Raw genomic sequence first — 26909 nt, forward strand, 5'->3', positions numbered from 1 at the left:
GCAAAGACAGGCCTGTGGCAAAAGCAATACATCAATTCGATACATATGACTGTTACGACCTGAAAGACAGGAATGGCAGTCACATGGTAAAAGCCCGTCAGGTCTTAATCAATACAACTGTCTACAACTGAGTAGTGCTCTGTGCCTTTGCACATTCATGCTCTCCATATGGCCCTCTGTCTGAACCTCACAGCCACTGGCTGTGCTGTAAAGCCCTGGCCTCCCTGACGGCATTACAAGGAAAAGAGGAAAGTAATGTCTGTAGCATGTACAGTAGTATTACCTAAGATACGTATTAACCCCCAAAAAGCCATAAGTCCCCAGATTTATGAGTTTTTGCGCCGTCACATTACTGATACGACCATTACCCCCGGCACCACTCTTTCAGAAAACTCGCTGTCCGAGCAGTTCAGCGTATCGCGCCAGCCTGTACGCGAGGCACTGATGCGTCTTAGCTATGAAGGCCTGCTCTCCATCCTGCCTCAGCGCGGTTCAATAGTAGAGCGTATCTGTGTCAATGAGCTTGAGCACACTGCATTCCTGCGCGCTGCCATAGAAAAGGCCTGTGTAGCCAACATAGTCAATCTTGATGAGAATACCAGAAAGAACCGTATGGCCCAGCTGCGCCGCATTGTCGATCAGCAGCGCAATGTGCGCCGTGATGACGGTATGAGATCAGCTTACCTTACTCTTGATGACCGCTTTCATGAGTGCCTGTGCTCACTGTCAGGTTCTGACATGGCCTGGAATACCGTACAGAGCATAAAGGGCCAGATGGACCGTATCCGCTTTCTTTCACTGGATACTTTCGTCCCTGTCGACGTTATCACTGATGAACATGAGCTGATTTTCAACCACCTGTTAAATGGTGAAATCGAAGCATGCCAGGACTGCATAACCGATCACCTGCGTGATGTAATCAAGCTGTGTCATGAGATTATCGAGCGCTATAGCGACTGGTTCACCTACGGCTCCCTGAATACCGTCAAGCGCCGTGCACGCACTGCCCATGAATGTACGGCAGCAAGTGCGCAGCCTGCTGACTGAAACCAGAGCCATCCCACAGGGCGGTGCTGATGCAGCATGGCATGCTGCAGACCTTATGGCGGTGTTACCGCCATCAGCCAGGAGCTGATGAAATCAGGGCTGTGCTGTCAACGTCAGGGCGGAGCTGCCGGTGCCGGCAAGCAACGGTGGGGCGCTGGCGCTGGAGATAAATGTCGGCCCTTAATTGACAAAAAGCCCTGAACGGTTATCCGCTCAGGGCTTTTTGCTGTGCTCAGTGACACATGATCAGGGTCTGACCCGGGCCCTGGTCACTGAGTCGGCATGCAAGGCTGATATCAGTCTTCCATACGCTTGAAGATCAGGGAACCATTGGTACCGCCAAAGCCGAAGCTGTTGGAGATAGCGTACTTGATATCGTGCTTGAGGGCCTTGTTAGGAACCAGGTTAAAGCCGCCTACTTCCTCAGCAGGATTTTCAAGGTTGATGGTTGGAGGGCAGATCTGATCACGTACAGCCAGTACGGTGATGATGGCCTCAATGGCACCGGCTGCACCCAGCAGGTGACCGGTCATGGACTTGGTAGAGCTCATGACAGTGTTGGCTGGAGCATCACCGAAGATAGCCTTGGCAGCGCGCAGCTCGGAGATGTCGCCTACGTGAGTGGAGGTACCGTGAGCGTTGATATAGCCAATCTCGCCTGGTTCAATACCGGCATCCTTAATGGCGTTGGCCATGGCACGACGGGCACCGTCGCCATCTTCTGGAGTGGCGGTCATGTGGAAAGCGTCGCCAGACATGCCAAAGCCTACCAGCTCAGCATAAATGCGGGCACCACGGGCCTTGGCGTGCTCGTACTCTTCAAGAACCATTACACCGGAGCCGTCGCCCAGAACGAAGCCGTCGCGACCCTCATCCCATGGACGGGAAGCCTTCTCCGGCTCATCATTGCGGGTGGACAGAGCCTTTAAGGCGCTGAAGCCGCCGATACCCATTGGGGTAGAGGCCTTTTCGGCACCACCGGCCAGCATGACATCAGCATCACCGGCTGCAATTAAACGGGCAGACAGGCCAATGGCGTGAGTGCCGGAAGCACAGGCAGTTACGCTGGAAAGGTTAGGACCCTTGAGGCCCTTTAAGATGGACAGATGGCCGGATACCATGTTGATAATGGTGGAAGGTACGAAGAACGGGCTGATACCCTTGATACCCTTCTGAGCCAGACCATTGATATTCTGCTCGATAAGACCGAGGCCACCGATACCAGAACCAATCATCACACCACAGCGCTCGGCATTGTCATCAGTAATCTGCAGGCCGGAATCATTGAAGGCCATTAAGCCGGCAGCAATACCGTACTGGATGAACGGATCCATCTTGCGCTCGTCTTTACGGGTGATACCCCAGTCCTCAGGGTTAAACCCCTTAATCAGGCCGGCGATTTTCACGCTAAAGGCGCTGGTGTCGAAATGCTCAATGGTGGAGATACCGCTCTGACCTGCAAGTAAGGCCTTCCATGAATCCTCAGCGGTATTACCCACTGGACTTAACATGCCAAGACCGGTTACTACTACCCTGCGCTTTTGCACCGTTTGTGCCTCCATAAATAAGAAATTCTAACTTATCTTCATTGACTCGTACCTGCACTGGTCATGCTGTTATCCGGTTATATGTACAGCGCTGTAATGCTCTGTTGCTGTATCAGCATGCAAATGGCATATGCTTTTGAGGATAAACAGTTATCTTTGACCTCAGGCCCAAACCGGTGCCGGGTGTTAAGAGCCGCAATTACAGTCATGCGGGGCACCGACAGTCAATGTCTGCGTCAGCAGGTCCCGGATTTCCGGGCTCCGTGCACGTCCCTTAAACTCCCGGGACGTCATCCTGTCTCAGCTGCATCTGTACCTGATAAGTTCAGGCAGCATTCTCAGACAGTAAGTATGCTCTTTTCACTGCCGCATACCATGATACAAACTTGATTCTAACAGGCCTTGCAGGCGTGAAACGCAGCACAGCTAACAGTACCACAATACGGGATAATCCTCAAATACAATGCAGATTGCTGTGAAAAAAACCGTCACTTGTATGAAAAATGAGGTGCCCAGAAACAAAACAAGCAAGCCGGGGCTTGCTGTTATGGCCATGAACACATGGCTGATTGAGGTACAACTGTCTCCAACGGCTCGACCTGATACAGGTCGCGCCGCCGGATTCACACAGGAAAGCAGCGGACTAATCCGCCACTGAGATTACTCCTGGTGAGACTTGATGTAGTCGATAGCAGCCTGAACAGTGTTGATCTGCTCGGCTTCCTCATCAGGGATCTCAGTCTCGAACTCTTCTTCTAAAGCCATTACGAGCTCTACAGTATCTAAAGAGTCGGCGCCGAGGTCATTAACAAAAGATGCCTCAGGAACGACATCTTCTGGATTGACACCTAACATGTCAACAATAATCTTCTTTACGCGTTCTTCAATGTTGTTATCGCTCATTTTTCCCCGTCAGAGTGCCGTGGCACTTCTGTCCTTTAGTTAATGTCACCCGACAAGAGCCGGGATAAAAAAATAACTGGCTTTGTGACAGCTGGAGACAGCCTCACCTCACCTGCAGTGATCAGCGCTGACCGGCCAGAAAAGCTCTTTAGTCCTCTGGTTACCGCGTTAGTGCCGCAGCATTGTCCGCGCCTGTAAATGGAACCCGTTCTGAGATCCATCACCGTCCGGGGTGATATCTCTCTGACAGTACCGGCGTTAACCGTTCCGCATGTCCGGAGCTGACGTCAGTTGTCATGATCAGCAGAATGAACCTGATATTTACAGGTCATCTTTATCAAATTGACAAGAACTGTTCGAGGCTGATTATATACAATATCAGCCTCTAATGGTAGATCAGGCCCGTTAAAATGGGCCGGAAATTGTATTACTTTGTCAGGGTTCACAAATTAACTCAGCCGGTGCGCCGCATGATCCAGGTCGCACTCAGCGCCCTGGCCACAGCCGCCATATCCGCCGGCGGTCACGCCCTGCCACAGCTGCCATATCCGCCGGCGGTCACGCTCAGGATCAGCCGTCACATCCGGCGGCGGTCAGCGCCCAGGCTCAGCCGCCACATCCGGCAGCGGTCACGCCCTGGCCACAGATTATGTCGGCCTGAACACAACCAGGTCCTTAAAGCGCGCCCGGTGCTGATGTTAGTTGCAGTACATACCGCCGTTTACGTCCAGGGTAGTACCGGTGATGTAACGGGCACCGTCAGATGCCAGGAACAGCACGGCAGCTGCAATGTCAGCAGTAGAGCCCATAGTGCCCATAGGGATGGACTTGAGCAGCTCGGCCTGAATGTTCTCGTTTAATACAGAGGTCATGTCAGTCTCGATAAAGCCAGGAGCAACACAGTTAACAGTTACGTTACGTGGAGCCAGCTCCTTGGCCAGAGACTTTGAGAAGCCGATGATGCCGGCCTTGGAGGCGGCATAGTTGCACTGACCGGCGTTACCTGTCTCACCTACGATAGAGGTGATGTTGATGATGCGGCCATTACGCTTTTTCATCATGCCACGCATGGTCAGCTGAGCCAGCTTTGCAGCAGCAGTCAGATTGCAGGAGATAACCTGATCCCACTCCTCATCCTTCATGCGCATGAAGAGATTGTCGCGGGTAATACCGGCATTGTTCACCAGAATATCGATGGTGGCACCGGCCTTTTCCTCAGCAGCCTTAACGAAGTCAGCAAAGGTCTCTGGCTGCAGGGCATTTAATACCATACCAAAGGACTTGCCCTCACCAAGAGCACTCAGGCTCTCGGTTACGGCCTGAGCGCCGCTTTCAGAAGTAGCAGTACCAATAACAGTAGCGTTGAGCTTTGCAAACTCCTCAGCAACAGTCTTACCGATACCACGTGAGGCGCCAGTTACCAGAACAACCTTGCCAGCAAAATTAAAATTCATGAATCAATCCTGTATTTGATCAGCTAAATGTACTCTGTGTACTCGTGTCAGCCCTGCGCCTGCAGTCCGCCTTAAATCAAAGCAAACCCGCATCAGCGCAGAGCCGCTGCACTGTGCAGCTCAAAGCCTCATGAGCCATGACATGGCCAGGCTTACCGGGCTGCCGGCCTTCAGGCCAGACAGTCAGCTGCAGCTGCCCGTCCCGCCCGGCCATAACAGGGCCAGGATAATGCCGGGACGGAAGTCAGATTAATCAGGCGTTAAGGCTTTCTAAAACCTTGGCCAGCTCCTCGTCACTGGCAATATTGCCGGTAACCAGAGTCTTGTCAATCTTGCGGTTCAGACCGGTTAATACCTTGCCCGGACCAACTTCAATCAGAGCCTCAATACCGTCAGCCTTCATGTTCTGCACGGTCTCAACCCATCTTACTGAGCCGACCAGCTGCTTGACCAGACAGTCAATGATTTCACCCTGAGCCACAACTGGACGGGCCAGTACGTTGGCATATACAGGGATGGAGGCATCACAAAGCTCAATATCAGCAAGAGCTGCGGCCAGCTTGTCAGCAGCAGGCTGCATCATAGGGCAGTGTGAAGGTACGGAGACAGGCAGGGCTACGCAGCGACGGGCACCCTTTTCGGCAAAGTACTCACCGGCGCGGGCCACAGCATCCTTTGAACCTGAAATAACTACCTGACCTGGAGTGTTGAAGTTTGCAGACCAGACGGCGTCACCTTCCTTGCTTACATCAGCACAGCCGCCTACAACGGCATCGTCATCAAGACCAAGAACAGCCATCATGGCACCGGTACCGGCTGGAACAGCTTCCTGCATGGCCTGACCACGCAGACGTACCAGACGTACGGCATCAGCAAAGGAAATAGCCTCAGCTGCAACCAGAGCGGTGTACTCGCCAAGGGAGTGACCGGCACAGGCCTTTGGCTGATCGCCACCGGCAGCAGCCATCAGAGCACGCCATGCAGCTACAGAAGCAGTCAGAATAGCTGGCTGAGTGATTTCAGTTTTGTTTAACTCGGTATCCGGACCGGTCAGGACAATTTTCTTTAAGTCGTAGCCCAGAGCCTCATTGGCTTCTTCAAAAGTTTGAGCAACGATCTTATTGGACATGAAAGATTCCAGCATGCCAACGGACTGAGAGCCCTGACCTGGAAATACAACTGCAAATGACTTCATAGTTATCCTCAGGCTGGCAAAAATGCCGCCCTGACTCCTGATAAAGAATAAAAAACTGTAGCAGCCCACATCCCTGTTTCATCAGACCAGTAAAGAACACAAAGGCTCAAAGCCTCAAAGGCAATGTCTTCTGACACACATGAGCCTGACGCTTATGCGTCATGCATATGATTTACTCAGGGATTCTAATCAACAGGCTGATTTTGTAACAACAGGGAAAAAGCATAAAACTTACAAGGAATGTACCTTGATCGCCATTACAGACACCTGTGGTGGACAATACTCACAGCTTTCACAAGTATCCATAAGCGATCAGGCAATAATGACAGTCACTGCCAGCAATCCGCCGCCCGGCATTCAGAGCGATCCGGCATTGCCTGCTTAAGCCCCCATGGCGACAGGCAAGCTATGGCCTGTGCCTGGACACGCAGTTTGCTCCTGCACTGTGCAGTCCTACGGGCAGCCAATGTCAGGCTGCAGCGCCCGGCTGTACGCCTCGGTCAGCCTGCAGTGTCAGGCTGTTCGCCTCGGTCAGCCTGCATTGTCAGGCTGTTCACCTCGGTCAGGCTGCAGCGCCCGGCTGTACGGCCTGGGTACTACACCAGACTTTGGGCAGTGATCAGAAAAAAGGATAAGGACATTAACAGGCCTGCAGGCTATGCATCATACCTGCAGACTGGCGTTACTCTGGACATTGCTCAGGTAACACCTTATTAAGCCTGAGTACGCACGGGATGTGTCGTTCAGGAACTGTTATCAATAGCGTACCAGAGCTGAGCCCCAGACAAAGCCGCCGCCAAAGGATTCAAGCAGCAGATTGTCGCCACGCTTGATGCGGCCCTGACGAATGCCCTCATCAAGGGCCAGGGGTACAGAGGCTGCAGAGGTGTTGCCATGACGATCCAGGGTAACAATTACCTGGGACATATCGAGCTTGAGCTTGCGGGCAGTGGCAGCAATAATGCGCAGATTGGCCTGGTGCGGTACGAGGAAATCAAGCTCGTCTTCTTTTAAACTTGCCATCTCAAGGGTTTCCTTGACCAGGTTGGCCAGCATGGTTACGGCATGCTTGAAAACTTCATTGCCCTTCATGGTAAGCCAGGCATCATTGTTATCAGCACAGCCACGCTTAGGGAATGGCAGACGCAGCAGATCGCCGCAGGTTGGATCAGAGGAGAGCTTGACGGCCAGAGTGCCCTGCTCTTCAGAGGCACCAAGCACCACAGCACCGGCACCGTCGCCAAAAAGAATTATGGTACCGCGATCCTGAGGATCACAGGCACGGGCCAGGGTATCAGAGCCGATAACCAGCACGTTGCGGGCCTGACCGGTAATAATCATGTTGTGGGCAACACTGTAGGCATAGCTGAAGCCGGCACAGGCTGCAGCCACGTCAAAGGCAATAGCGCCCTGAATGCCAAGTCCCAGAGCAATTTCACATGCTGAAGACGGGAAAGCATTCTTTGAGGAGGTGGTGGCGCAGACAACGGCATCAATGGCAGAAGCTTCCAGCCCGGCGGCTTCAAGAGCCTTACGGGCAGCCTCAATACCCATAAAGGAGGCTGTCTCGGTGTCTGAGGCCAGACGCCTTTCATGAATACCGGTACGCTCGACAATCCAGGAATCGGATGTCTCGACCATCTTCTCTAAATCGGCGTTAGTTCTGACCTGTGATGGTAAATAACCACCGGTACCTAAAATTCTGCTATACAAATGCTTCACCACTCGATGCTTGGCTAAAGAAAGTCACAGTCTAAATCGCATATTTTGCCAGCAAAATAGGGATTATGGTAGATATCAGGCAAAAAATCTCAGCCCCAGCTCCGCTCAAAGCCCATACCCATGCGCCCTGCAGCAAACTATGCCCACCCTGTATTACCACATCCCCGCTCCATCCATTTCAGCCCCACAGCCCCACAGCCCCACATCATGCAGCTGACATAGCTGCCCGATGCTGTGCTGCGTCGGGCCCAGCTGCGCTTGCGCTGCGTCAGTCGCTACAGCTGCATGCGCTGCTGCTTGCGCTAAGGCTTCATGCACTACGGATGCATGCGCCGCATCAGCGGGCGGAGTTCAGATGCTGCTGCATGCGTACAGAGAGTGACTTGCCGGCAGCTCGGGCGGCCTCAACCACGGCCACAGCAAGGGCTTCCTTGCCGGCACTTGCGTGAGACTTGATGACCAGGCCGTTAACGCCAAGGAGCACCGAGCCATTGTACTGCCATGGCAGCAGCCAGTCTGGACGGGCCATTTTGCCAAAGATCTTCTTTACACCTGTGGAGCTGGCATATAAATCAGCAACACCCTCAGCTGCCTTGAGAGCAATATTGCCAGTAAAACCGTCAGTGACAATAACATCAGCATCATCACGGAAAATGCGGTTAGGCTCGATATAGCCGGTAAACTGCAGGCTGCGCACCTGTTCAAGATAGCTGCGGGCCTGTCTTACCATGACAGATCCCTTGTCCTGCTCGGTACCGACGTTGAGCAGGGCAACACGGGGACTGTCGATTTCCAGGGCTATGCTGGCAAATGCACTGCCAAGGCAGGCAAAGTCAAAGAGATCGGCGGCCTGACAGTTGGCATTGGCCCCCAGATCAAGCATGAGGGCAAAGCGGCCTGGACCTGCTGGAATACGGGCAGCAAAACATGGACGTACCTGACCGTCACGCACCGGAATACCAATGCGCTGCTTGAGCTTTGCTTGGGAAGGGGAAAGTTTCTGAACACCCAGCAAATGGCGGGCAATGGTTACCAGCGGGCCGGTACCACCGCCTGAGAGCATGGAGTGAGCCTCACCATTTTTTACGCACTGTACAGCACGGAACATGGCTGAGTTTGTGAAGTTGCGCAGTACTGAGCGCGGATGCTCATCCTGAGGAATGGCCTGCTGGGCCAGACGGAACTCATAGCGCCCTGAATTAATCTGAGCACGCTCCAGATCGTTTTTGAGCTGGGAGCTGCCAAAGATGATGAGGTTTAAGGAGGGATCCATGGTCATGGCAAAGCGCACGGCATCAACCACAGGACGGGTATCCTTGCTGTCACCTCCTGTACCGTCCAGCGCTACTACCGGATTTTCCACCGTACTACCGAGATCGTCTTTTCCAGCCATTTCCATCTTGTCCTGCATCTGATAAAGCCATGCCGCAGCGCCCGCCCCGCATTACCACAATGCAGAGCAGGTTAAGAAAAAATCATTAACCGCCAGTCCCACATTTCATTGCCACTGAGCCATGCTGCCAGTGCAATCAGCGTGGGCACACTTACGGGCATACAGCTTATCAGAACAGGAAACACAATTGCGTGTCAATGCTCACTTTTCCAGAGCTCCGCCTTGAGCCACAAACGCTCACTCCCAGGCCCCACATCGGCCATCCCGACACAGCCAGTCCTTGCAAGGCATGAGATGTTCGAGGCAAAGCAATGTACCGTGGTCCGCTATGCGTCCAGAAGTAAAAGGCATTCAGACATAAGGACAGAGAGACGGACCTGCAGCATCAGCCCATAAAGCTCTGAGCAAATGATGGAGAAAGAGCTGAGAGTAAGACAGGAAAGAGGTACGGGAATGGAAGCAGGAGCAGGAATGAAGCAGAAGTGAGAAGGGAAAGAAGAGCAGGTAAAGGAAACAGGAGAGGGAAAGGATAATCAGTGCGCCTGTCAGCCCCATAAGCCCGTGGCTCATGGAGCAGACTTTTGCAGTTGCAGAAAAAACAAACGGGGCTCATGAGGCCCCGTTGTTGCAGTCTGCTGTGGACTGCTTATGCTTTAGCGCTAAAGCATGCCAGTAAATGGCTTACAGCTCGATAACCTTCTTGCCACGGTAGTAGCCGGTCTCGGTTACGTGGTGACGGATGTGAACTTCACCAGTCTGTGGATCCTTGGATAACTGACGGGCAGTTAAGGCATCATGGGTACGACGCTTGTCACGACGGGAACGGGACTGGTGGTTCTGTGGAACGGCCATTATAGTCTCCTAAATACTATAAAGTGCAATAAGAGCCGCTGTGCAATATGGTCCTCAAGACCACTGCGGGGCTGTTATGCCTGGTTTCTTTTTGATCAAAAATTTAAATCGCATGAACAATGGGCTTTCCCAAGCCATGATCACGGACGCGATATTATATGGAGATTAAGTAATTATTTCAAGCATATTTATCACTGCTGTCCAGCCCACTCTCCCTCTCCATCTCCATGTACATACAGGCGCCCGCCCCTCACAGCTCTGCACCACGGGCACATATGAATGAAGCCTGACTGTCGGTGACAGGCAGGCCTCATATTTGGAGACAGCAGCTCAACATCTGCAATAAATCGCAGTACTGGTCAGTGCCGTACAGTGCAGCACTGCACTGCATTGCAGGCCAGGTCTGTCGGACCTGCCGACACAGATGACACCACCTTACCTGCACTGCGGAGCTTACTGCCCTACTTGTTCTCTTTGGCAGCAAGGGAATCCTTTAAGGCTGCCAGAGCTGCAAATGGACTGGCTGTTGCTTCCTCGGCAAGCTCTCCATATTCCCACTGATCGCCATGACGGGAACACTGTGGATCCTCTTCATCATGCTTAGGTACGGTAGGAATCTCAAGAATCAGACCGTCTTCGATGAGGTCGTAGATATTAATCAGGCCGTTTTCACCAGGCTCGACAAAATCATAGCGGTTTTCAATATTACAGGCTTTAGCTTTGTCATAGTCAGGGGTGAAGTTAATTTTGGACTGCAGGTGCTGGACATAGTTTTCACCGCAGCGCTGGCAGACCAGGGTTAAATCAGCCTCGCAGATACCCTTAATCATACGCATGCCATTGGCATCAGTCTCAAAAGTTACGGTGGCAGTAACATCACCCTCAATGCTGACGCAGCTTTCCTTTAAACGGGTCAGACGCTCACTGTCCAGACGGGCTCCCTTCCAGGCGGAGTTCAGGGAGATGCACTTGTCAATATCAACCTCAACAGGCAGTAATACTCTGGTGTTTTCCATCAGGACCTCCAAAAGCTCAACCAGACATAAAAATAGGCTCTGCTGTGTACTCACACGAGCACACAGCAGAGCCTCATAAAGCCTCTAGCGGGTAATTATCGCATAAGCTTTCTGCAAAGTCTGTATAGAATTTGGTTCTTTATATGCACAGGGGCAATAAGAACACGAGCTTTCCCCCGTTTTCAACCTGGCAATTCCCCACAGCTCAGGCCCTCGTACCCTCCCAGCCCCGTCCGTTCCAGGTCCAGCGAGGTAACACCGTCTGTTCCCGGCAACGCCTGGCACCACCTTGCAGCTGCTGATGCGCAATCACATCCCTGGCAAACAGATAACTTTTTTTCTTTGCAGGCAGCTTACTGCATGCCACAGCCGCAGGAAATAACCTAAGGTCATGACGCATTGAGGACTGGACAGTCCATGGGGCTCCTGCTGTCCATAAGGATAGAGCCAAACTCAACATGATCACATTTCATCTCTTCATGCCTGACAGGATCAGATCGGTGCAGTGCTACGGGCATACTTTCATTTAATGCGACCGGAGCACTTATTAATGCACTGCAAACTTGCCAAACACAGACATATGTCTTAATCTCACTTCAAGCATGGCAGCATCTACCTGGACTGGCTTTCCTGCACGGGCAGAAACACTGTCCGGCGCTGGAAAGACCATGCGCTGATGCCCCCTGCTGCGCCTGTGCCCCTGCAGCGCTGCTGTCCCGGCCGCGCTGCTGTTGGCCTGCAGAGTGCATATATCTCTGATGCGGCACTGCACTGTGCAGAGTATTACCGTTTTATTCAAGTATGATTCTGCTCCGCCTCAGCATGCTGAGGGCCATGGAGCGCTGCTGCGGTCCGTGGGTCTGCATATGGCAGACTGCGGTCAGTCAGGACCTTTCCCCATTTATCTCTACTGCATTCATATGTGCCTGTGCTGAGCTGTGCAGACAGCACCGGACCGGCAGGTGAGACCAGGCAGGTGAGCCTTATCAGCAGACTCAGTCATAACTTAAAAGATACACAGCACTCTGTGCCATAAGTATGACCTGTCCTGCATTGTGTAATGACCGCAAGGCAACTGTTCAGTCATTACTGATAAAGCTGCGGAAAGGTAATCTGAAAATGTCTGGAATAAGGATGGATTTTTACTATGAGAAAGACCAAATTTGCCAGTGCTGTTAAGTCACTGCTGACTGCCGGCACTCTGTGCCTTGGTATGCTTGCCGGCTCCCAGGCCGCCCAGGCTTATGAAATTAAGACTGTGTTCAAAAGCGAGCACTATGCCGTCAATCAGGCCGTACTGGGGGAAGGTGAGAATCTCGACGGCCCAACTCAGTCAGCCATCACAGGCGAGATCCAGACTCAGAACCGTCTTGACAAGCTCTACCAGTCCACTACTGTTATCTTCCCTGCCGGTTCCCCTGGCTACACAGGCAAGATTAACACCCCTATTCTGGGCGTTCTGACCATTGCCAACTTCAATACAGGCAAGGACCGTATCTACTTCAATAACAAGGCCCGCTTCTCAAGTGAGGGCGGTCTTTACATTTCCTACAAGCAGCTGATGGACATGCTCAATCAGAAGACTCTTAACGAGCTCATCGGTGAGCTGCGCAAGCTGCCTGTGGTCCTTACCAATATCCCTGTTTCTTCTACCGGCTTTGACCCTACCACCAGTTCATTCTTCATTACCAGCATGAACAAAGGCATGCTCCTGGACATGCGTATTGACGACTCAGTTTTTTACGACAAGAAGACTATTCGTACTGCACGCAAAGGCTGCACCGTAAACGTGCTGCTCTTCATTGACCGTATGATTGATGAGATCCCTTACTTCATCTCCGGTCGTGCTGCTCTGAACAATCTGGACTGTTCACGCGCACCTGCTGTCAAGCAGGAGAGCAAGTAACCCTGCCCGACAGAACTACACCCCATGCAAATGACAGCGTCGTCACGGGCTTTACCATGAGCCCGGCCAGTCAGGATCTGACAGGATCAGCTGCTGCCAAATCTAACATACAGGCCGGTCTGGGATAATATCCCGGCCGGCCCGTTTGTACCTGACGCCTGGCACCCACCGGTACACTGGCATGTCCCAGGCCCAGGGTCAGGCAAGCTGACCTGTCCAGCTTCCTCAATAGCAGAGCGTTCATGCCAGGCAAGCCCATGCAAGGCAAGGCCAGGGTCATGCCCGACCATGCAAGACAAGGCCAGCCCATGCCAGGCATGGCTGGCCCACGCCCTGCCGTTCCTGCGTCATAGCTGCCACCGTCTTCACACTGCTGGCCTCAGGGCCAAAACCTGTAACTCCGGCTTCTTAAGGGGTAATCTGGAGCATTGCACTGACTGAGCAGCATGCAGGCTGATTAAATGCCTTACACATTTGTAACTGCAAATGTTATGCAAGACACATGGCGGATATACTGTAGTGATTTTTTAATCAGTACACGCCTGTACTGAATCAGTACCTCCTGATACTGCCTGTTCCCTGTACTCACACCTTATAAGCCTGAACTTCAAAGGAAAGCAGACAGCTGCAGTGTCTGAAGCGGGGAACAGCCCTCCTCATTCTACGAGGTTAAATTTCAGCAGTGTCATGGCAGAAAATTCATCTTTTCTGTCTCTCTCCTGAATTGTGGATATTCACCTGGATACCTGACTTTTCTATGCGCAAATTTACGCTAACCGCCCTGTTTCTGGCTTTTTCTGCCCTGGTTATTACCGGCTGCAAGTCAGAGCCCGAAGAAATTATCCTTGCTCATTCGCAGCTGGAAAGCCATCCAGAGCACAAGGCAGCCCTGGCTTTTAAGGAAGCTGTGGAAAAGAGCCTTGGCGACAAATACCAGATCAAAATCTATCCAGATGCTCAGCTGGGAACAAACGAAAGCGTACTCAAAGAGCTCAAGAAAGGTAATGTACAGTATCTGATCATCTCCACCCCAAATCTTGAAAGACTGGATAAGCTTTACTCACTGTTCTCCATCCCTTACCTGTTTTCCTCAGAGCGTGCCTACGAAAACTTCATTTTACGACCTGACATTCCAGCCCGACTGTCAGTAAACGCCAATCATGTAGGTTTCCGCTCAGTAGTAGCCTTTACTGCCGGTACCAGAAATTTCTACTCTACTGCCCCTATCTACGATGTCGATGATCTCAAGGGCAAGAAATTCCGTGTCCAGTCTGGCCCTATGAATGTCACCATGATGCATGCCTTTGGTGCTGAAGCTACCCCTATGAGCTTTGGCAAAACCAGGGAGGCCATTGAGCAGGGCGTGGTAGACGGTGCTGAAAACAATGAAATTGTCCTGGTCGATCAGAAACATGGCGATATAGCCCGCTTCTACTCTTACACCCGTCATCAGATGTGCCCTGACATGCTGGTTGTCTCCAACAGCTTCATTAACTCTCTGAGCGCCGAAGAGCGCCGCATCTTTGATGAGGCTGCCCTCAAGGCCCAGAAAGTAGAGTTCGAGGCCTGGCATAAGGCTGTAGAAGATGCTCGTACCAAAGCCAGGGACATTGGTGTGAAATTCCTCGACATCAAGGTCGACACTTTCCGCAAAAAGATCATGCCTCTGCACGATGTACTGCTGGCTGAAACCCCATCAATCAAGCCAATGTACGATGAGGCTGTAGCAGCCAATGAAGCCGCCCTCAAGTACGATGCTGTCAGTGCTGCAAAAGCTGCCGAGGCCGCAGCCATGAAGAATTATGGTGAAAACGGCGACGCTGCGGCCCCTGCAGCCGCAGGCGCGGCTCCCGCAGGGGCTGCTGCAGGTGCTGCCACCGACACCAGGGAGGCTGAGTCCGCCAGGGAAAAAGAGGCTGGCAAAGACAAAGCAGCTGACTCTGCCAAAGCAAAGGATGCCCCTGCTGCCAGTAATGACGCCAAAGAGGCAGCTCCCGCCAAAACAGACAGCAAGGAAAGCGCTCCTGCCAAAGCAGACGGTAAGGATGGTGCCGCCCCAGCAGCAGCTGCAGCAGATGCAAAGACAGAGAATACTGCAGACAGCAAGGATAAAAACGGCGCCACATCAGCTGCCCAAGCGGCCGGGGTAGATGCAATCACTCCAGGCAGTGCCGGTACAACCGCAGGCAGCAATGCCTTTACCATGCCCGCTGACGGTCTGCCTGCCGCAGCCATTGCAGCCGGTGCTGCGGGTGCTGCAGCTGCAGCAGTAGCCGCCGGCGCGCTGAAGAAAGATGCCAGGCAAGCTGACCAGAAGGCCACGGCCTCATCCCAAAAGGCTGTTGCAACCCGCAAGGCTGCACCATCCAAAAATGCTGCTGCAACTCGCAAGGCCGCTGCCCAAAAGAGTTCTGCCAGGTCTTCAACCAGCAAGGCTGCTGCCCGCCACAAGAGCACTGCAAGCAAGAAATCCACAGCCAGGAGCTCCAACCGCAAGGCTGCAGTGAAAAGCAAGACTCCGGTACGCAAGAAGACCACTGCAAACAAGAGCACCCGCTCCACAAAGAGCGTCAAAAAGTAGCTTGCGGCTGCCCTGACAGGGCCGCATCAAGATCACAGCTCTGACCTGAATACGGCCCTGCACGTCCTGCCAGACAATCTGGCAGGACACTGCCCCTCCCAACTGCGCCTCTATCTGTGAAGGAGGCGCAAACCTCCTGCCCCATCACCACCACCAACCTCATCAACCCATCAACCCCATCCCCATTAACCCCATCAACCCATAAACGCCAATCAAAGGCATTGGTAAGACGTCATACGCACGGTCCCAGCCTCCAAATCCATGCCTATGTGCACAACCCCATGCTGCCTGTCGCCCTGCCTCTGATGCATTTTCTTGCCTTTCCCTTACCTGACAGACTAATCACAAAGTCCCTGGAGACAACCAAACTGTTAATGCTCATGTACGGATTGAATGCATTGATAATATTTAATGTATAAAAATACAGTAAGGAGATCAGATTTAATCAATTTAGCCCAGAAACAGCAAAGCCCGGATAAATCCGGGCTTTACCAGGCTGATTACAACAGCCTTAAGCACTGACAGCTCCAGGGCTTTGCCTCAGAGCTGCAGGGCTTGATGTCAGATGAAATGAGGAACGCCTTTGCTACTTGCCGGTAGCGCTCTGCTGTGCTTTGGCTGCAGCCTGGGCATCACCAGTGTGGGCGGTGCCAGTGGCGGAGGTGCCAGTGCCTTGGGCAGCTGCGCCTGTGGCTGCTGCACCTTGAGCGGCTGCGCGGTTTTTCTCATTTTCCCGTGCTTTGGCTATGTTTACCAGCATGACGCTCTCAATGGCATTTTCATCAACCTTGAGTATTTCCAGCTTCCACTTGGTAAGAGAGATAACCTCACCTGCCTCAGGTACACGCTGGAGATAATCAAGAATGAAGCCGGCCATGGTGTGATAGTTCTCTGAAATAGGAACATTAAAGCCGGTAATGCGGGAGACGTCCTTGAGGATAGCGCCACCATCAATCTTGTAAATGCCAGGGCTTGTGCATACCAGCTCAGGGATTTCGCTCTGATCAGGCAGCTCACCTGCAATCTCCTCCATGATGTCATGAAGGGTCACAATACCCTCGAAGTTGCCAAACTCGTCAAATACGAAAGCAAAGTTTTTCTTGGAGCGGCGGAACTCCTCAAGAGCCTTGGTAACTGAAATGGTTTCCGGCAGGTACAGAGGCTCGCGAATCTTGCTTTCCAGCAGCGAGCGGCTGTCGGCATGCTCACGATCAGCAGCTATATTGCGGGCAGCCTCCTGAGCCTCAGAGGTAATGCTCTGACGGCTTGACAGCACCACGTCACCGGTGGCCATGAACAGACGGGTAGCCAGGATCTCATCGCGCTTGAGATAGCCCAGCGGTACATCACGCTGGCTGTCCTTGTAAGCTACCAGGCGGGAGCTTGGCATGGTCTTGAGCTCATTGATGATGGTATCAATATTGTCGGAAATATCGATAGCATTCACATCAGTACGGGCAGTCATTACAGCCTTTACCGGCAGGGAGCTGATCTGCAGAACGCGGGATACCATTTCCTTTTCGGTATTGTTAAAGACCTGGGATCCGGTACGGGAAACAATGGCTTCCTTTAAGGTATGCACCTGATTCTGGTTGGAACCGAGCAGTCTTAATACCAGGTTGGCAGCAATCTCACGGCTCTGCATGGAGATCTTGCTGTTACCCTCACCAAGATTGAGGGTGTTCTTGCGGGCAATCTGATTGAAAATCTCCATGAGGATGGAGAAGCCGATGGCGGCGTAGAGGTAGCCCTTAGGAACGTGGAAGCCCAGCGACTCAACAATCAGGCTGAAGCCGATAAGCAGCAGGAAGCCCAGACAGAGAATAACCAGAGTTGGATGGTGCGCGACAAATTCGGTAATGAAGCGTGATGCCATGGTCATGACAGTCATGGCAATGATCACGGCAAACATCATGATGAAGACGTGGTCGACCATACCTACGGCGGTAATAATGGAGTCCAGGGAGAAGACGGCGTCGAGCACCATGATCTGCAGAATTACCAGATACATGGCAGAACCTGCAGCCTTGGATACGGACAGCTCTTCATCAAAGCCTTCGAGCTTGGAGTGCAGTTCATGTACAGCTTTGTAAAGCAGGAACACACCACCAATAAAGAGAATGATGTCTCGTCCTGTAATGCCCTTGGAACCTATATAGAACAGAGGTTCAATCATGTTCACAATGAGCGAGATACAGGCCAGCATGATAAGACGAATACCCAGCGCACCGGCAAGACCGATGTAACGGGCCATGTCTCTTTGCTTTTCTGGCAGCTTGGCTGTCAGAATGGCGATGAAGACGAGGTTATCAATGCCCAGGACAATTTCGATGACGACCAGGGTCAAAAGACCCATCCAGGCGGTAGGATCAGACACCCAGGCCATATCGAACATGACCTGATGCACTGCCGTAGGATCCATAATATTTTTTACCTTAAAAAAGCAGTCAGCCCGGCATCAGTACTGCAAAAGACATTATGCAGGGCCCGAAGCAGCACAACAGTCGGCAGATGAATACTGCAGCTGTAAGCGGTCATGTAAGACTGACGCCTGACATCCCCATGCTGTTTTCGGTGACTGAAAACAAATTCCACTTGTGCAGATTGTTAACCGGCAGAACCTCAGTCAGCCTCATTACTGAAAGCTCAGATATCGCCCTGTTGTCACAGAGCAGCTCCGCCACCTGACAGACCGGGCACTTAAGATGCCCTGCTGCCGTATATGAATTACCATCAGGACTGTATCATAACTGAGGCTTAAGCCATTTGCAGTTACAGAACAACAGCGCCTGTTTTGCGGCCATAAAGTCATCATAACATCCTGTTGTTACAGCCATGTCATGCAGCCATTTGCCGCATATGTTTAGGGCCCTTTCCTGAACATAGGGAAGGGCCCCGTAAAAATCAGAATATCAGCCTAAAATGAGCTCAAACCTGGTTTCCCCAGTCCTGCGCGCCCGCCATACCCGCCATGCCCGCCATGCCCGCCATGCCCGCCAGGGCAGCTGCTGGCGACGACCTGGCAGGCAGCAGGTATCAGCCTGCAGCACTGCCCTGACCAGGCCTCAGAACTTAGCGACGGCCACGGCCCTTGCTGTCACGACGGCCCTTGCTGTCGCGTGCTGAGCCCTTGCCTGCTCCTGACTTGCCTGATGAGCCCCTGGAGTAGGAAACCTTAAAGCCCTTCTTTTCCTTGAAAGCGGCGCGACCATAGGATGTGCCTGTACGTCCGGACAGTCCTTTCCTGTCCTCACGACCCTCACGGCTGCGATCCTCGGCATTGTCCTTTGGACGGGCTGAGACATTCTTACGCTGACGGTTGAGGCTTGCAGATACCTTTAACGGGGTAGTTGCATACTCCTCAGGAGACAGAGCTGGCAGGTGAGCCTTGGAGCGCAGCTTGTTAACCTCTGACAGGGTCAGTTCACGGAACTGACCTGACTTCATACGGGGATCAAGGTCAAAGCCGGCATAGGAAATTCTGATAAGACGGCTGACCTGCAGGCCTACAGCCTCCCACAGACGGCGCACCTCACGGTTACGGCCCTCACGCAGGGAAACATGGAACCAGTGGTTACGGTTATCACCGCCACGGTACTCAATAGAATCAAACTTGCCAATACCATCCTCAAGCAGCACACCATTGCGCAGCTGCTCAAGCTGCTCTTCGCTGACATCGCCATAAACACGTACGGCATAGACACGCTCGATACCATAGCGCGGGTGCATCAGAGCATGAGCCAGATCGCCATCAGTGGTGAACAGCAGCAGACCGGAGGTATTGAGATCCAGACGGCCTACATTGATCCATTTGCCAATTTCAAGACGTGGCAGATGGTCAAATACGGTAGGACGGTTCTGAGGATCAGACAGTGAGGAAATTTCGCCCTCAGGCTTGTAGTACATGAGGCAGCGGTTTTCCAGACGGCGGCTCTTTGGAGAGTAGACAATGCGGCCGTTGATCTTGACCGTGATGTTTTCATCATCGGTACGAAAGCCCAGGTTGACTACCTTGCCATTTACCTCAACCAGACCCTCTTCGATCATGGACTCAAGGGAACGGCGGGAGCCGATACCGGCATTGGCCAGTAATTTGTGTAATTTGACGCCGCTGACACGCTCGCTGTCACTGCCTTTTACCGCAGCTGCGATGCGGGCTTTTTCATTGCGGCGGGCGGCTTCTGCACGCTCTCTGGTCTTTTGCTCAGCAAAGGAGCGGCTTCCACGCTCACTGTCTTTGCCAAAGCGGCTGTCTGAGCCGGAGCGACCACCATGAGCGCCATTACGGCCCCCCATGGAACCAGGGCGGCTGCTCATGGAGCTGCGTGAAGATGAAGCATCACGCCAGCTGCTGGCACTGTCCATACCACCACGAGCTGAGGAGCGCTCTGAAGAACTGTTGCGGCTTCCCTTGCCTGAGCGTCCCATACCTGCCTTTTTCTGCATATTAAAGAATCCCTTCTTGGTGCGTTGCAAATTATCTGTATCGCTCTGTCGGCCTGTTTTCATTTCAGGCCCATGCCGGATCTGGCAAGCCATCAGCGTGTGCTGTGCACCCGGGCTCTGATAAACAGCTGCTTTTGTCCGCAGCTGCGCAGTGCCCTGTGCAGTCCATGCCAATGTCAAGCTGTCTGCTCACGCAGACATGATATCTGCTCAGGCAGACCTGCCTCTAATCATGCAGACCTGCTGTCTGCTCAGGCAGACCTGCCTCTGATCATGCAGACATAATGTCTGCTCAGGCAGACCTGCTGTCTTTTCATGCAGACATAATGTCTGCTCAGGCAGACCTGCTCTGTGATCACGAAGACCAGCTCCCTGCCGGCTGATGCCAGGCTCTGTGGCTCTGGCTGTCCTTACTTTCTGCTGTTCTCAGGTGTTATCTGAAAGAAATCCCAGGTAGACAGATCTCAGATGTCCTTTCCTGGGTAAATTGCCTGACAGCACTGAGCAACCTGATGAGCTCAGGTTTGGCTGATGACAGCTGGCTGGCAAACCTGATTCTGTCCCTGACGGTGTGACCATAATGAATCTCTTTTGGAGATGCCGGTCATGAGTGGCAGTTTCAGGTGTGAAAAAGCTCTGTAATCTGATTTAAACTGCATCCTGCAAAGTAAGGTCTGCAGGATGAGTTTTCTGTCTGCGCCATAATGTCTGAATGCATGGACTTAAAGCGTCTCATGCGTCGTACATCAATGTAACAGTGCAAACAGCACAGCGGGCCGATTTGAATCTGGAGGCTCAGGTGTGTCAGCTGCACAGCGTTAAGACAGAAGCAGTGGCGTGTGCCTTCTGCTCAGATGGAGGGCTTTGTTCAGCAGGAAAAAAGCGATAAGCCCATAATTATGCCATAGGCCATAAGAATATTACGGGCACAGGTCCAAAAAAATCGGTAAAATAGCGAATTGTACGTGCACAAATGGTCACCGTTTGATAGCATAAGCGTCCGTTACTGACATAAGGACAGTCTGTATCAGACAAACAGCTGTGTATGTCCCCTTATTATGGTCTTGTGCAGGACATCAGGAACAGGCCCGGGCAGCTCTGTGCTCATCACAGGCCTGTGCACTGAAACAAAAAGCTGATACATGCCATGCAATAAGGCAGACAGTAAGGTGTTCAGTCAGCATTAAGCTCCAGGCACAGCTTAATATGCCATCCCTTGTTTTTGTTAAGTGCTTTGTTTGTGTTACGTGCTTTTTTCGCTGTCCACGGCCAGAAAATCACAGTGAATGTTAGAATGTAACAGCTCATCACTCTGAGGCCCTCCTCAGGGCTGCAAAATGGCAGTGGAGTAATTGCATAAAGCAAGATCCTGATGACTGTCAGATAATGTCCATGCACAATTGAAGATCCGGAGTCTGCCTGTGGAGCAAAGCCAGGACTTCCTGCCTTAAACTTACTGGAATGGAAAGCGTCTTGACATCCTTCCGGGACGTATGTGTGCCAGATTGTTTTTTAATTGATTTTGATTTCTCTGAAGTTGCCTCAAAATGGATAAAGACGAGATTAAGACAGTAGTGGTTTCTCTTCTGGGTGAGAGTTTCACTCTGCGCTGCCATAAGAGTCAGGCTGACTCTCTGCAGCGTGCAGTGGGCAAAATCCAGGAAATCACTGCCAAAATCCTGCGTGACAATCCAAGCCTGACTCCACAGCAGGCCTCCATTATTGCAGCCATTGAAAGCCAGAGCCAGCTTCAGCGCTACCTTGGAACCTCCACTCCTTTTCAGGAGCAGGCCATGCAGCTCATTCACCGCATCAAGCGCAACCTCAACAACATCGACTCATAATCCCACGGCACTGCTAATAGTGCCGCCTGCCCTCCTGCACGCCCCAGACACAGCCCGCCACAGCCCTCACATTTGCCCCAAGACACAGCTCGCCATAGCCAGACACATCCCGCCACATTCGGCCATAGACATAGCCCGCCCTCATCCGCCAAATACAGAGCCCTCTGCAGCCTGCCCAGGATAAAGCCAGCAACAGTTCCCTCACAGGCATGCTCAAAGCCCCTGTCACAGGTATCGTCTCAGCCATACCAGGTCAACAGCCACGTTCCAGCACTGTTACCATGGTGCACAGCTGCCCGGCTGACAATCTCACAGCCGCTGCCCGTCTTACTATCACTCCCTGATATCAGCTATCTCCTGCCTGTCCATGTCAGATCTGACTGATACGTGCCGCATACACCAGGCCGTCACAGGCATCAGGCGCCTGATACCCTGCTTTACGCATCATGTTGGGCCGTTGCAGGCCATGACTTATAATGACGCTGCAGCGGCTCAGCGCTGAAAACAGCTACTTCAGGCAGTCTTACCCTCGCCAATCGGGCATGCCCCATGAGGAGCTGGACCGGGCTGATGGTGGCTGTGCTTATTGCGAGGCATTAAAGTTGAGACAGGGAAACATTCATGTCTGATGAAGTAAGTGCATACAAAGAGTGGCGCCGCATCAAGCGTGCTCAGATTATTGCTCACCGCCGTGAGCTCAGTGAGGTTGAAGTACAGCTAAGTTCAGCTGTGATTCAGGAAGAACTGCTGCGCCATCCGGCTCTGCAGCAGCCTCGTATCATTGCCTCTTATATGAGCTTTGCAGGCGAGATAGACACGGTCTCAATCAATCACATGCTGCGCGATATGGGCCACAGCATGGCTCTGCCGGTAGTTCACCCTCAGGAAAAAGGTCTGATGGAGTTCTACCATTACGACAGCGACAGCGAGCTTATCCGTAACAGCTTTAAAATCCTGGAGCCTGACAGCAGGACCGCCCGTCAGGTAAAGCCAGAGGAGATTGAGGTCATGCTGGTGCCGCTGGTGGGCTTTAATAACAAAGGCGATCGCCTTGGCATGGGTGGCGGCTACTATGACCGCATGCTCAAGCGCATCAGGCCGCAATGCCTCAAACTGGGCCTTGCCCATGACTTTCAGCTCGTAGAAGACCTTGAAAGTCAGGAATGGGACATGCCCCTTGATGAGGTCATTACCCCCTCACACTTTTACCGCTTTATCCATTGACAGCGCCCGCCCCCTCATCCATGAGCCTTATCAGTCATGTAATGTAGCAGGCAGCCTCTGCCTTGAGCATAAGCTGCACTATGCATGAAACACAGCTGGCCGCCTCAGCCATGAGAACAAGCAGCAGTATGCATGAAACGCAGCAGGCGGCCTCAGCCTTGAGAATAAGCAGCAGTATGCATGAAACACAGCTGGCCGCCTCAGCCATGAGAATAAGCAGCAGTATGCATGAAACGCAGCAGGCAGCCTCAGCCATGAGAATAAGCAGCAGTATGCATGAAACGCAGCCGGCGGCCTCAGCCTTGAGCATAAGCTGCAGTATGCATAAACAGCATCGTGCGGTACCTGGCTGAGATGGCTGCCGATAACTGCTGCCAGATTAGGGACTGCTCCACTCTTAATTGTGAATAACGCTCAACCCATGACTCGCCCGTCGTGACGACCTCTGATTAAAAGCATGCCTCATTGACGGTAACATCTTGATGGTTTTCTTAGACAAGATTGTGCAATGAGAACCGGGAGTGAGATTAAATTGCTGTCAAAGGAGACAACAGCAGAGCTTCCAGGTCCATGCATGAGCGCAGCAATCTGCTGAGCCTTATCAGTCAGTGACAGGCTTGATGGTGAGACGGAGTACGGCTGAATATACCTGCATAATAGGAGCTTGCAATGAATCCGGCCAGGTGGCTTGTGCAATGCTCGGCGTTGCTCATGCCTGAGGCTCTGTAGTCACTCAAGAGCGCAGTCCAGAACGCATACCGCATATGGGGCCAGTCATGGGGATGTAACATATGAACCTCGATGGATTACGGCAGGCCCACTATGGTCTTAACCATGTTTGGCTCATTTGTACAATATTTTTTCAGGTTCAGATGACAGTCAAGGAAGCCGACCATGGTCTTTGGCAAAACACTCATGCCCCTGCTCCCACGGACTGGCATGATTGAAACTTCTGGCTCTAAGATCAAAAAGGCAGCTGTCTGAAATCAGAAGCTGCCTTATCTTATTCATTATGTCCTGCCCGACTGATCTCAGGCAGCCGATACCGCAATGCCCCTGGGCGGACCTCATGCCATGCATTATCAACGTGTACGGACCTGCAGCATGGCGGGCCTGCGTCCGGGCGGCAGGCCTTATTCATGATGTCAGTATCAGTAAATAGTGCTGAACGGAGTGAAGAACTCTCCCATCTCTATGACTCCCAGCGGGTTGACGTATGGGAACTCAATCATGAGAAATGACACCCCCAGAAAGAAGCCAACAGCTACTGTTTTCAACATGGCCAGCACCACCAGCCAGTAGAAGATCTTTGAAGAGGCATCCATACCCTTTCTCCAGTGCACCAGCATTCCTGCCAGACACAATATGACTATGGACAGCGGTATGGCATTTTCCAGTGTATAGCGGTAGGTGAATGCCGCCACCAGATTCTCTACATAGCTCAGAGCAAGAAAGAGAACGACGAACAGTACGCTTATCACTCTGAAGCTGCCTACGGCACTGATAGAGTAGATATTCGATGCTCTGGCAGGCATGGATAGCGGGTTGCCAAACATTCTGGCCCTTAAAGATGACCTGCTGTTTGCGTATGAACTGTTATCAGCTATACCTGCATCTGGCCCGGCTGACCGTACTTGCTGACCATTCTTCCCTGATACCAGTTTCCTTGTGAAGACAAGAGGCAACAGCAACAGCAAATACCAGACAGGGGCTGAAAAAAGTCCCATAGGATAATGAGCAAACATATAGTTGCCCATGTCAGTGATGATGGTGTTTGGCTGATTATTGAAGAAAGGAAAAGCCCTGGTCAGGTCATATGCCGCAAACAGATTGTAGTATATGGATTTGACGATAATCTCCAGGTTCAGTTCAATTTTGTTGTAAGCGAAGTTTTCAAGACCCGTACAGTACTTCTGACCAAACTCAAATATAGAGTCAAAGCGCATGTAATTAACCATACATGTGATTACAGCACCAATGCCCAGAGGAACAAGCAATACGGCTGCATCAACAGCTTTTTCTTTCCTGCCATAAGCAACATGGGCTGCAGATGAAGTCTTGCCTGCCCTGACCATTCCCCATAAGACAGGTGCAGCTACTGTCATGGCATACAGCAGGTCCAGAGGACGGGCCTGAACAATAAGCACAGTGGATAAAGCAATCACTCCCAGGAAAACTCTTCTCTTTACTGTACTGTCCGTAAAAGGAAGGCTGAATGACAGTGCAGCAACAACATTGAAAAATGTTAATGACATCAGCACAGCCAGAGAGTAGAACTGTATAAATGCCTGGTTGATATATGCCCATGAGCCATAGATCAGAGCACTCTGTCCAAGAAAATATATCAATACATTTGCATTTATATTAAAAAATCTCAGTGCTGCATAGTATGCCCAGAATGCTGATGCTATCAGCATGGACAGAGCAATAAAACTTGCCAGAGCCTGGGTTGGTACCTTGCCAGTCACCGCATATATCGGCAGGTAGATGGCAAAAACCGGGGTATAGCCATAGTAGGAATAGTACTTGCCCTCGTAGTAGCTGTAGTCCCAGATTGCCTTGGCACCGGCTGCAGCTCTTGCACCGATATCATATGGATTGTCCATGGCCAGAAGCTTAGGATCTATGTCTGCATCAATGTGCAGCTGACCTTTGAACATGGCATCCAAGGTCCTGGTGTAATTGTCGTGAAACTTAAGCTCATCCTTTGTTTCTGGAAAGTCCAGCAGCAGCGACTGGTCCTTATTACCCATCTGCAGGAAGATATTGCCCTCATTAAAGCTGTACAGCAGGTGAGGAGACACATTGTGAGGACTGGTCAGGTGGAAGATACCCATGGCCCCTGTAAGGCATATGGCTGCTGAAAAGGCAGTTCCTGCAGCGAACTGGCGGCGGGTCAGGGTACGCATGGTCATGCGGTACAGTCTGAGCCTGAGAATTACTGTGGCCAGCCACACTATTGCCAGCATGCCTGCAAAGCGCAGTACACTGAAGTTGTATGCCGGTGGCTGATTGATTACCAGAGAGGTAACGGCTGCTGCACCTGACTTGCTGTTTACCAGAGTCAGAGTAAGGGAATGGGCATTGCCATTACTCACTACCAGAGAGTTATAGACACGCTCAGATGCAGGTACAGCAAATACAGTATTGGCCGGGACCGGAGCATGCTGAGATGAGTCATCTTTGATGAGCCAGCGCAGCTCACAGCGTTCATCGGCTCCAGCCAGGGTAACAGCCGCTGTCATTACCGGACGGTTTATCTCATTGATGGACAGAGCTGCTCCGTCCTTTGTGATCACATGTGCCGGGCGGTTGAGCTTCTCGTGTACAGGAAGAGGAACATTGAGCTGTTCATAATCACCCATATGGAAGCGCCAGTAAAGGTGGTTGAAGCACAGACCTTCAACCATAAGGACCACAAGCAGTCCTATAAATAACAATCTGGAGAGAGTCATTTTCGACCAGATTTGTGCTGTCATGTCAGATCATCCCGGGGGCTGATAAGACCATGTTCTCATGGCGACCAGCCGCATGGCTTATGGCTGTCTGCCCGTCACGATCACTATGCCCCATTTAGTCGTATTTATAATTGCCCTGAGCTGTGCAGCTGTGCCCCAGCCTGTTTCTGAAAGGATGCATGGTATGCAGTCCATGTCTGCTCCTTACAGGCTCTTGAGCCCCCATATCAGCGCATGATGGCGCATGAGCATCCGTTCTGCCCATGGTCAAGGCGGCGTATGGCCTCCGCCCTGTACCTGAGCCTTTTGTACATGTACATG

General features: G+C 52.1%; 18 protein-coding genes. 7 read left to right on the forward strand and 11 right to left on the reverse strand.

What is annotated here, in order from left to right:
* Nucleotides 1-255: 255 nt before the first annotated feature.
* Nucleotides 256-1047, forward strand: a complete 792-nt coding sequence (locus tag MXE41_RS03605) for a GntR family transcriptional regulator (protein ID WP_247099399.1) — start codon at nucleotides 256-258, stop codon at nucleotides 1045-1047.
* A 296-nt stretch (nucleotides 1048-1343) separates the two neighbouring features.
* Here MXE41_RS03605 and fabF read toward each other — a convergent pair whose 3' ends face one another.
* The 4 genes from fabF to fabD form a co-directional block, all read right to left on the reverse strand.
* Nucleotides 1344-2594, reverse strand: a complete 1251-nt coding sequence (fabF, locus tag MXE41_RS03610) for a beta-ketoacyl-ACP synthase II (protein WP_246976664.1) — start codon at nucleotides 2592-2594, stop codon at nucleotides 1344-1346.
* Between the two features lie 660 nt (nucleotides 2595-3254).
* On the reverse strand, nucleotides 3255-3497 hold the full coding sequence (acpP, locus tag MXE41_RS03615; RefSeq protein ID WP_246976661.1) for an acyl carrier protein: 243 nt from the start codon (nucleotides 3495-3497) through the stop codon (nucleotides 3255-3257).
* Between the two features lie 698 nt (nucleotides 3498-4195).
* Nucleotides 4196-4951 carry a 3-oxoacyl-ACP reductase FabG gene (fabG, locus tag MXE41_RS03620; protein ID WP_247099400.1) on the reverse strand — a complete coding sequence of 252 codons (756 nt, stop codon included), beginning with the start codon at nucleotides 4949-4951 and terminating at the stop codon, nucleotides 4196-4198.
* A 253-nt stretch (nucleotides 4952-5204) separates the two neighbouring features.
* On the reverse strand, nucleotides 5205-6146 hold the full coding sequence (gene fabD / locus MXE41_RS03625) for an ACP S-malonyltransferase (protein ID WP_247099401.1): 942 nt from the start codon (nucleotides 6144-6146) through the stop codon (nucleotides 5205-5207).
* Nucleotides 6147-6285: 139 nt separating this feature from the next.
* Between fabD and MXE41_RS03630 the strand changes: the two genes are divergently transcribed.
* Nucleotides 6286-6531 carry a hypothetical protein gene (locus tag MXE41_RS03630; RefSeq protein ID WP_247099402.1) on the forward strand — a complete coding sequence of 82 codons (246 nt, stop codon included), beginning with the start codon at nucleotides 6286-6288 and terminating at the stop codon, nucleotides 6529-6531.
* A 371-nt stretch (nucleotides 6532-6902) separates the two neighbouring features.
* On the opposite strand, the gene MXE41_RS03635 is transcribed toward MXE41_RS03630, so the two are convergent.
* The 4 genes from MXE41_RS03635 to MXE41_RS03650 all read right to left on the reverse strand — a co-directional run bounded on the left by MXE41_RS03635 (nucleotide 6903) and on the right by MXE41_RS03650 (nucleotide 11129).
* Nucleotides 6903-7859 (reverse strand): beta-ketoacyl-ACP synthase III, encoded by a 957-nt coding sequence (locus MXE41_RS03635; RefSeq protein WP_246976648.1) that lies wholly within the window; start codon nucleotides 7857-7859, stop codon nucleotides 6903-6905.
* Nucleotides 7860-8205: 346 nt separating this feature from the next.
* Nucleotides 8206-9261, reverse strand: coding sequence for a hypothetical protein (locus tag MXE41_RS03640; RefSeq protein WP_247099403.1), 1056 nt, complete (start codon nucleotides 9259-9261; stop codon nucleotides 8206-8208).
* Nucleotides 9262-9942: 681 nt separating this feature from the next.
* The gene (gene rpmF, locus MXE41_RS03645) at nucleotides 9943-10113 is read right to left on the reverse strand and encodes a 50S ribosomal protein L32 (RefSeq protein ID WP_246976642.1); all 171 of its coding nucleotides are present in this window, start codon (nucleotides 10111-10113) and stop codon (nucleotides 9943-9945) included.
* Nucleotides 10114-10574: 461 nt separating this feature from the next.
* A complete protein-coding gene (locus MXE41_RS03650; RefSeq protein ID WP_247099404.1) occupies nucleotides 10575-11129 on the reverse strand; it encodes a YceD family protein in 555 nt (184 codons plus the stop codon).
* A 1147-nt stretch (nucleotides 11130-12276) separates the two neighbouring features.
* Between MXE41_RS03650 and MXE41_RS03655 the strand changes: the two genes are divergently transcribed.
* Nucleotides 12277-13035, forward strand: coding sequence for a hypothetical protein (locus MXE41_RS03655; RefSeq protein ID WP_247099405.1), 759 nt, complete (start codon nucleotides 12277-12279; stop codon nucleotides 13033-13035).
* Between the two features lie 757 nt (nucleotides 13036-13792).
* Entirely contained in the window at nucleotides 13793-15616 is a 1824-nt protein-coding gene (dctP, locus tag MXE41_RS03660) for a TRAP transporter substrate-binding protein DctP (RefSeq protein WP_247099406.1), read from the forward strand.
* Between the two features lie 586 nt (nucleotides 15617-16202).
* Here dctP and MXE41_RS03665 read toward each other — a convergent pair.
* A complete protein-coding gene (locus tag MXE41_RS03665) occupies nucleotides 16203-18038 on the reverse strand; it encodes a transporter associated domain-containing protein (protein WP_247099407.1) in 1836 nt (611 codons plus the stop codon).
* 650 nt (nucleotides 18039-18688) lie between these two features.
* Entirely contained in the window at nucleotides 18689-20092 is a 1404-nt protein-coding gene (rluB, locus tag MXE41_RS03670) for a 23S rRNA pseudouridine(2605) synthase RluB (protein WP_247099408.1), read from the reverse strand.
* A gap of 1517 nt (nucleotides 20093-21609) precedes the next feature.
* On the opposite strand from rluB, the gene zapA reads away from it, so the two are divergent.
* The 3 genes from zapA (at nucleotide 21610) to MXE41_RS03680 (ending at nucleotide 23130) form a co-directional block, all read left to right on the forward strand.
* Nucleotides 21610-21906 carry a cell division protein ZapA gene (gene zapA, locus MXE41_RS03675; RefSeq protein WP_246976624.1) on the forward strand — a complete coding sequence of 99 codons (297 nt, stop codon included), beginning with the start codon at nucleotides 21610-21612 and terminating at the stop codon, nucleotides 21904-21906.
* Nucleotides 21907-22115: 209 nt separating this feature from the next.
* On the forward strand, nucleotides 22116-22250 hold the full coding sequence (locus tag MXE41_RS13060) for a hypothetical protein (RefSeq protein WP_281503535.1): 135 nt from the start codon (nucleotides 22116-22118) through the stop codon (nucleotides 22248-22250).
* A 277-nt stretch (nucleotides 22251-22527) separates the two neighbouring features.
* Nucleotides 22528-23130 (forward strand): 5-formyltetrahydrofolate cyclo-ligase, encoded by a 603-nt coding sequence (locus tag MXE41_RS03680; RefSeq protein WP_247099409.1) that lies wholly within the window; start codon nucleotides 22528-22530, stop codon nucleotides 23128-23130.
* 1151 nt (nucleotides 23131-24281) lie between these two features.
* Here MXE41_RS03680 and MXE41_RS03685 read toward each other — a convergent pair.
* Nucleotides 24282-26549 carry a hypothetical protein gene (locus MXE41_RS03685; RefSeq protein ID WP_247099410.1) on the reverse strand — a complete coding sequence of 756 codons (2268 nt, stop codon included), beginning with the start codon at nucleotides 26547-26549 and terminating at the stop codon, nucleotides 24282-24284.
* Nucleotides 26550-26909: the final 360 nt, after the last annotated feature.

This window comes from Anaerobiospirillum sp. NML120449, from assembly GCF_023051105.1.
GTDB lineage: Bacteria > Pseudomonadota > Gammaproteobacteria > Enterobacterales > Succinivibrionaceae > Anaerobiospirillum.

Excerpts from the sequence above, each read along its gene's own strand:
- MXE41_RS03665 (WP_247099407.1), bottom strand. The coding sequence starts at position 18,038 with ATGGATCCTACGGCAGTGCATCAGGTCATGTTCGATATGGCCTGGGTG.
- MXE41_RS13060 (WP_281503535.1), top strand. The coding sequence starts at position 22,116 with ATGCTCAAAGCCCCTGTCACAGGTATCGTCTCAGCCATACCAGGTCAA.
- MXE41_RS03640 (WP_247099403.1), bottom strand. The coding sequence starts at position 9,261 with ATGGCTGGAAAAGACGATCTCGGTAGTACGGTGGAAAATCCGGTAGTA.
- MXE41_RS03605 (WP_247099399.1), top strand. The coding sequence starts at position 256 with ATGTCTGTAGCATGTACAGTAGTATTACCTAAGATACGTATTAACCCC.
- MXE41_RS03680 (WP_247099409.1), top strand. The coding sequence starts at position 22,528 with ATGTCTGATGAAGTAAGTGCATACAAAGAGTGGCGCCGCATCAAGCGT.
- fabG (WP_247099400.1), bottom strand. The coding sequence starts at position 4,951 with ATGAATTTTAATTTTGCTGGCAAGGTTGTTCTGGTAACTGGCGCCTCA.
- zapA (WP_246976624.1), top strand. The coding sequence starts at position 21,610 with ATGGATAAAGACGAGATTAAGACAGTAGTGGTTTCTCTTCTGGGTGAG.
- MXE41_RS03655 (WP_247099405.1), top strand. The coding sequence starts at position 12,277 with ATGAGAAAGACCAAATTTGCCAGTGCTGTTAAGTCACTGCTGACTGCC.
- MXE41_RS03650 (WP_247099404.1), bottom strand. The coding sequence starts at position 11,129 with ATGGAAAACACCAGAGTATTACTGCCTGTTGAGGTTGATATTGACAAG.
- fabD (WP_247099401.1), bottom strand. The coding sequence starts at position 6,146 with ATGAAGTCATTTGCAGTTGTATTTCCAGGTCAGGGCTCTCAGTCCGTT.
- rpmF (WP_246976642.1), bottom strand. The coding sequence starts at position 10,113 with ATGGCCGTTCCACAGAACCACCAGTCCCGTTCCCGTCGTGACAAGCGT.
- MXE41_RS03630 (WP_247099402.1), top strand. The coding sequence starts at position 6,286 with ATGAGCCTGACGCTTATGCGTCATGCATATGATTTACTCAGGGATTCT.
- dctP (WP_247099406.1), top strand. The coding sequence starts at position 13,793 with ATGCGCAAATTTACGCTAACCGCCCTGTTTCTGGCTTTTTCTGCCCTG.
- acpP (WP_246976661.1), bottom strand. The coding sequence starts at position 3,497 with ATGAGCGATAACAACATTGAAGAACGCGTAAAGAAGATTATTGTTGAC.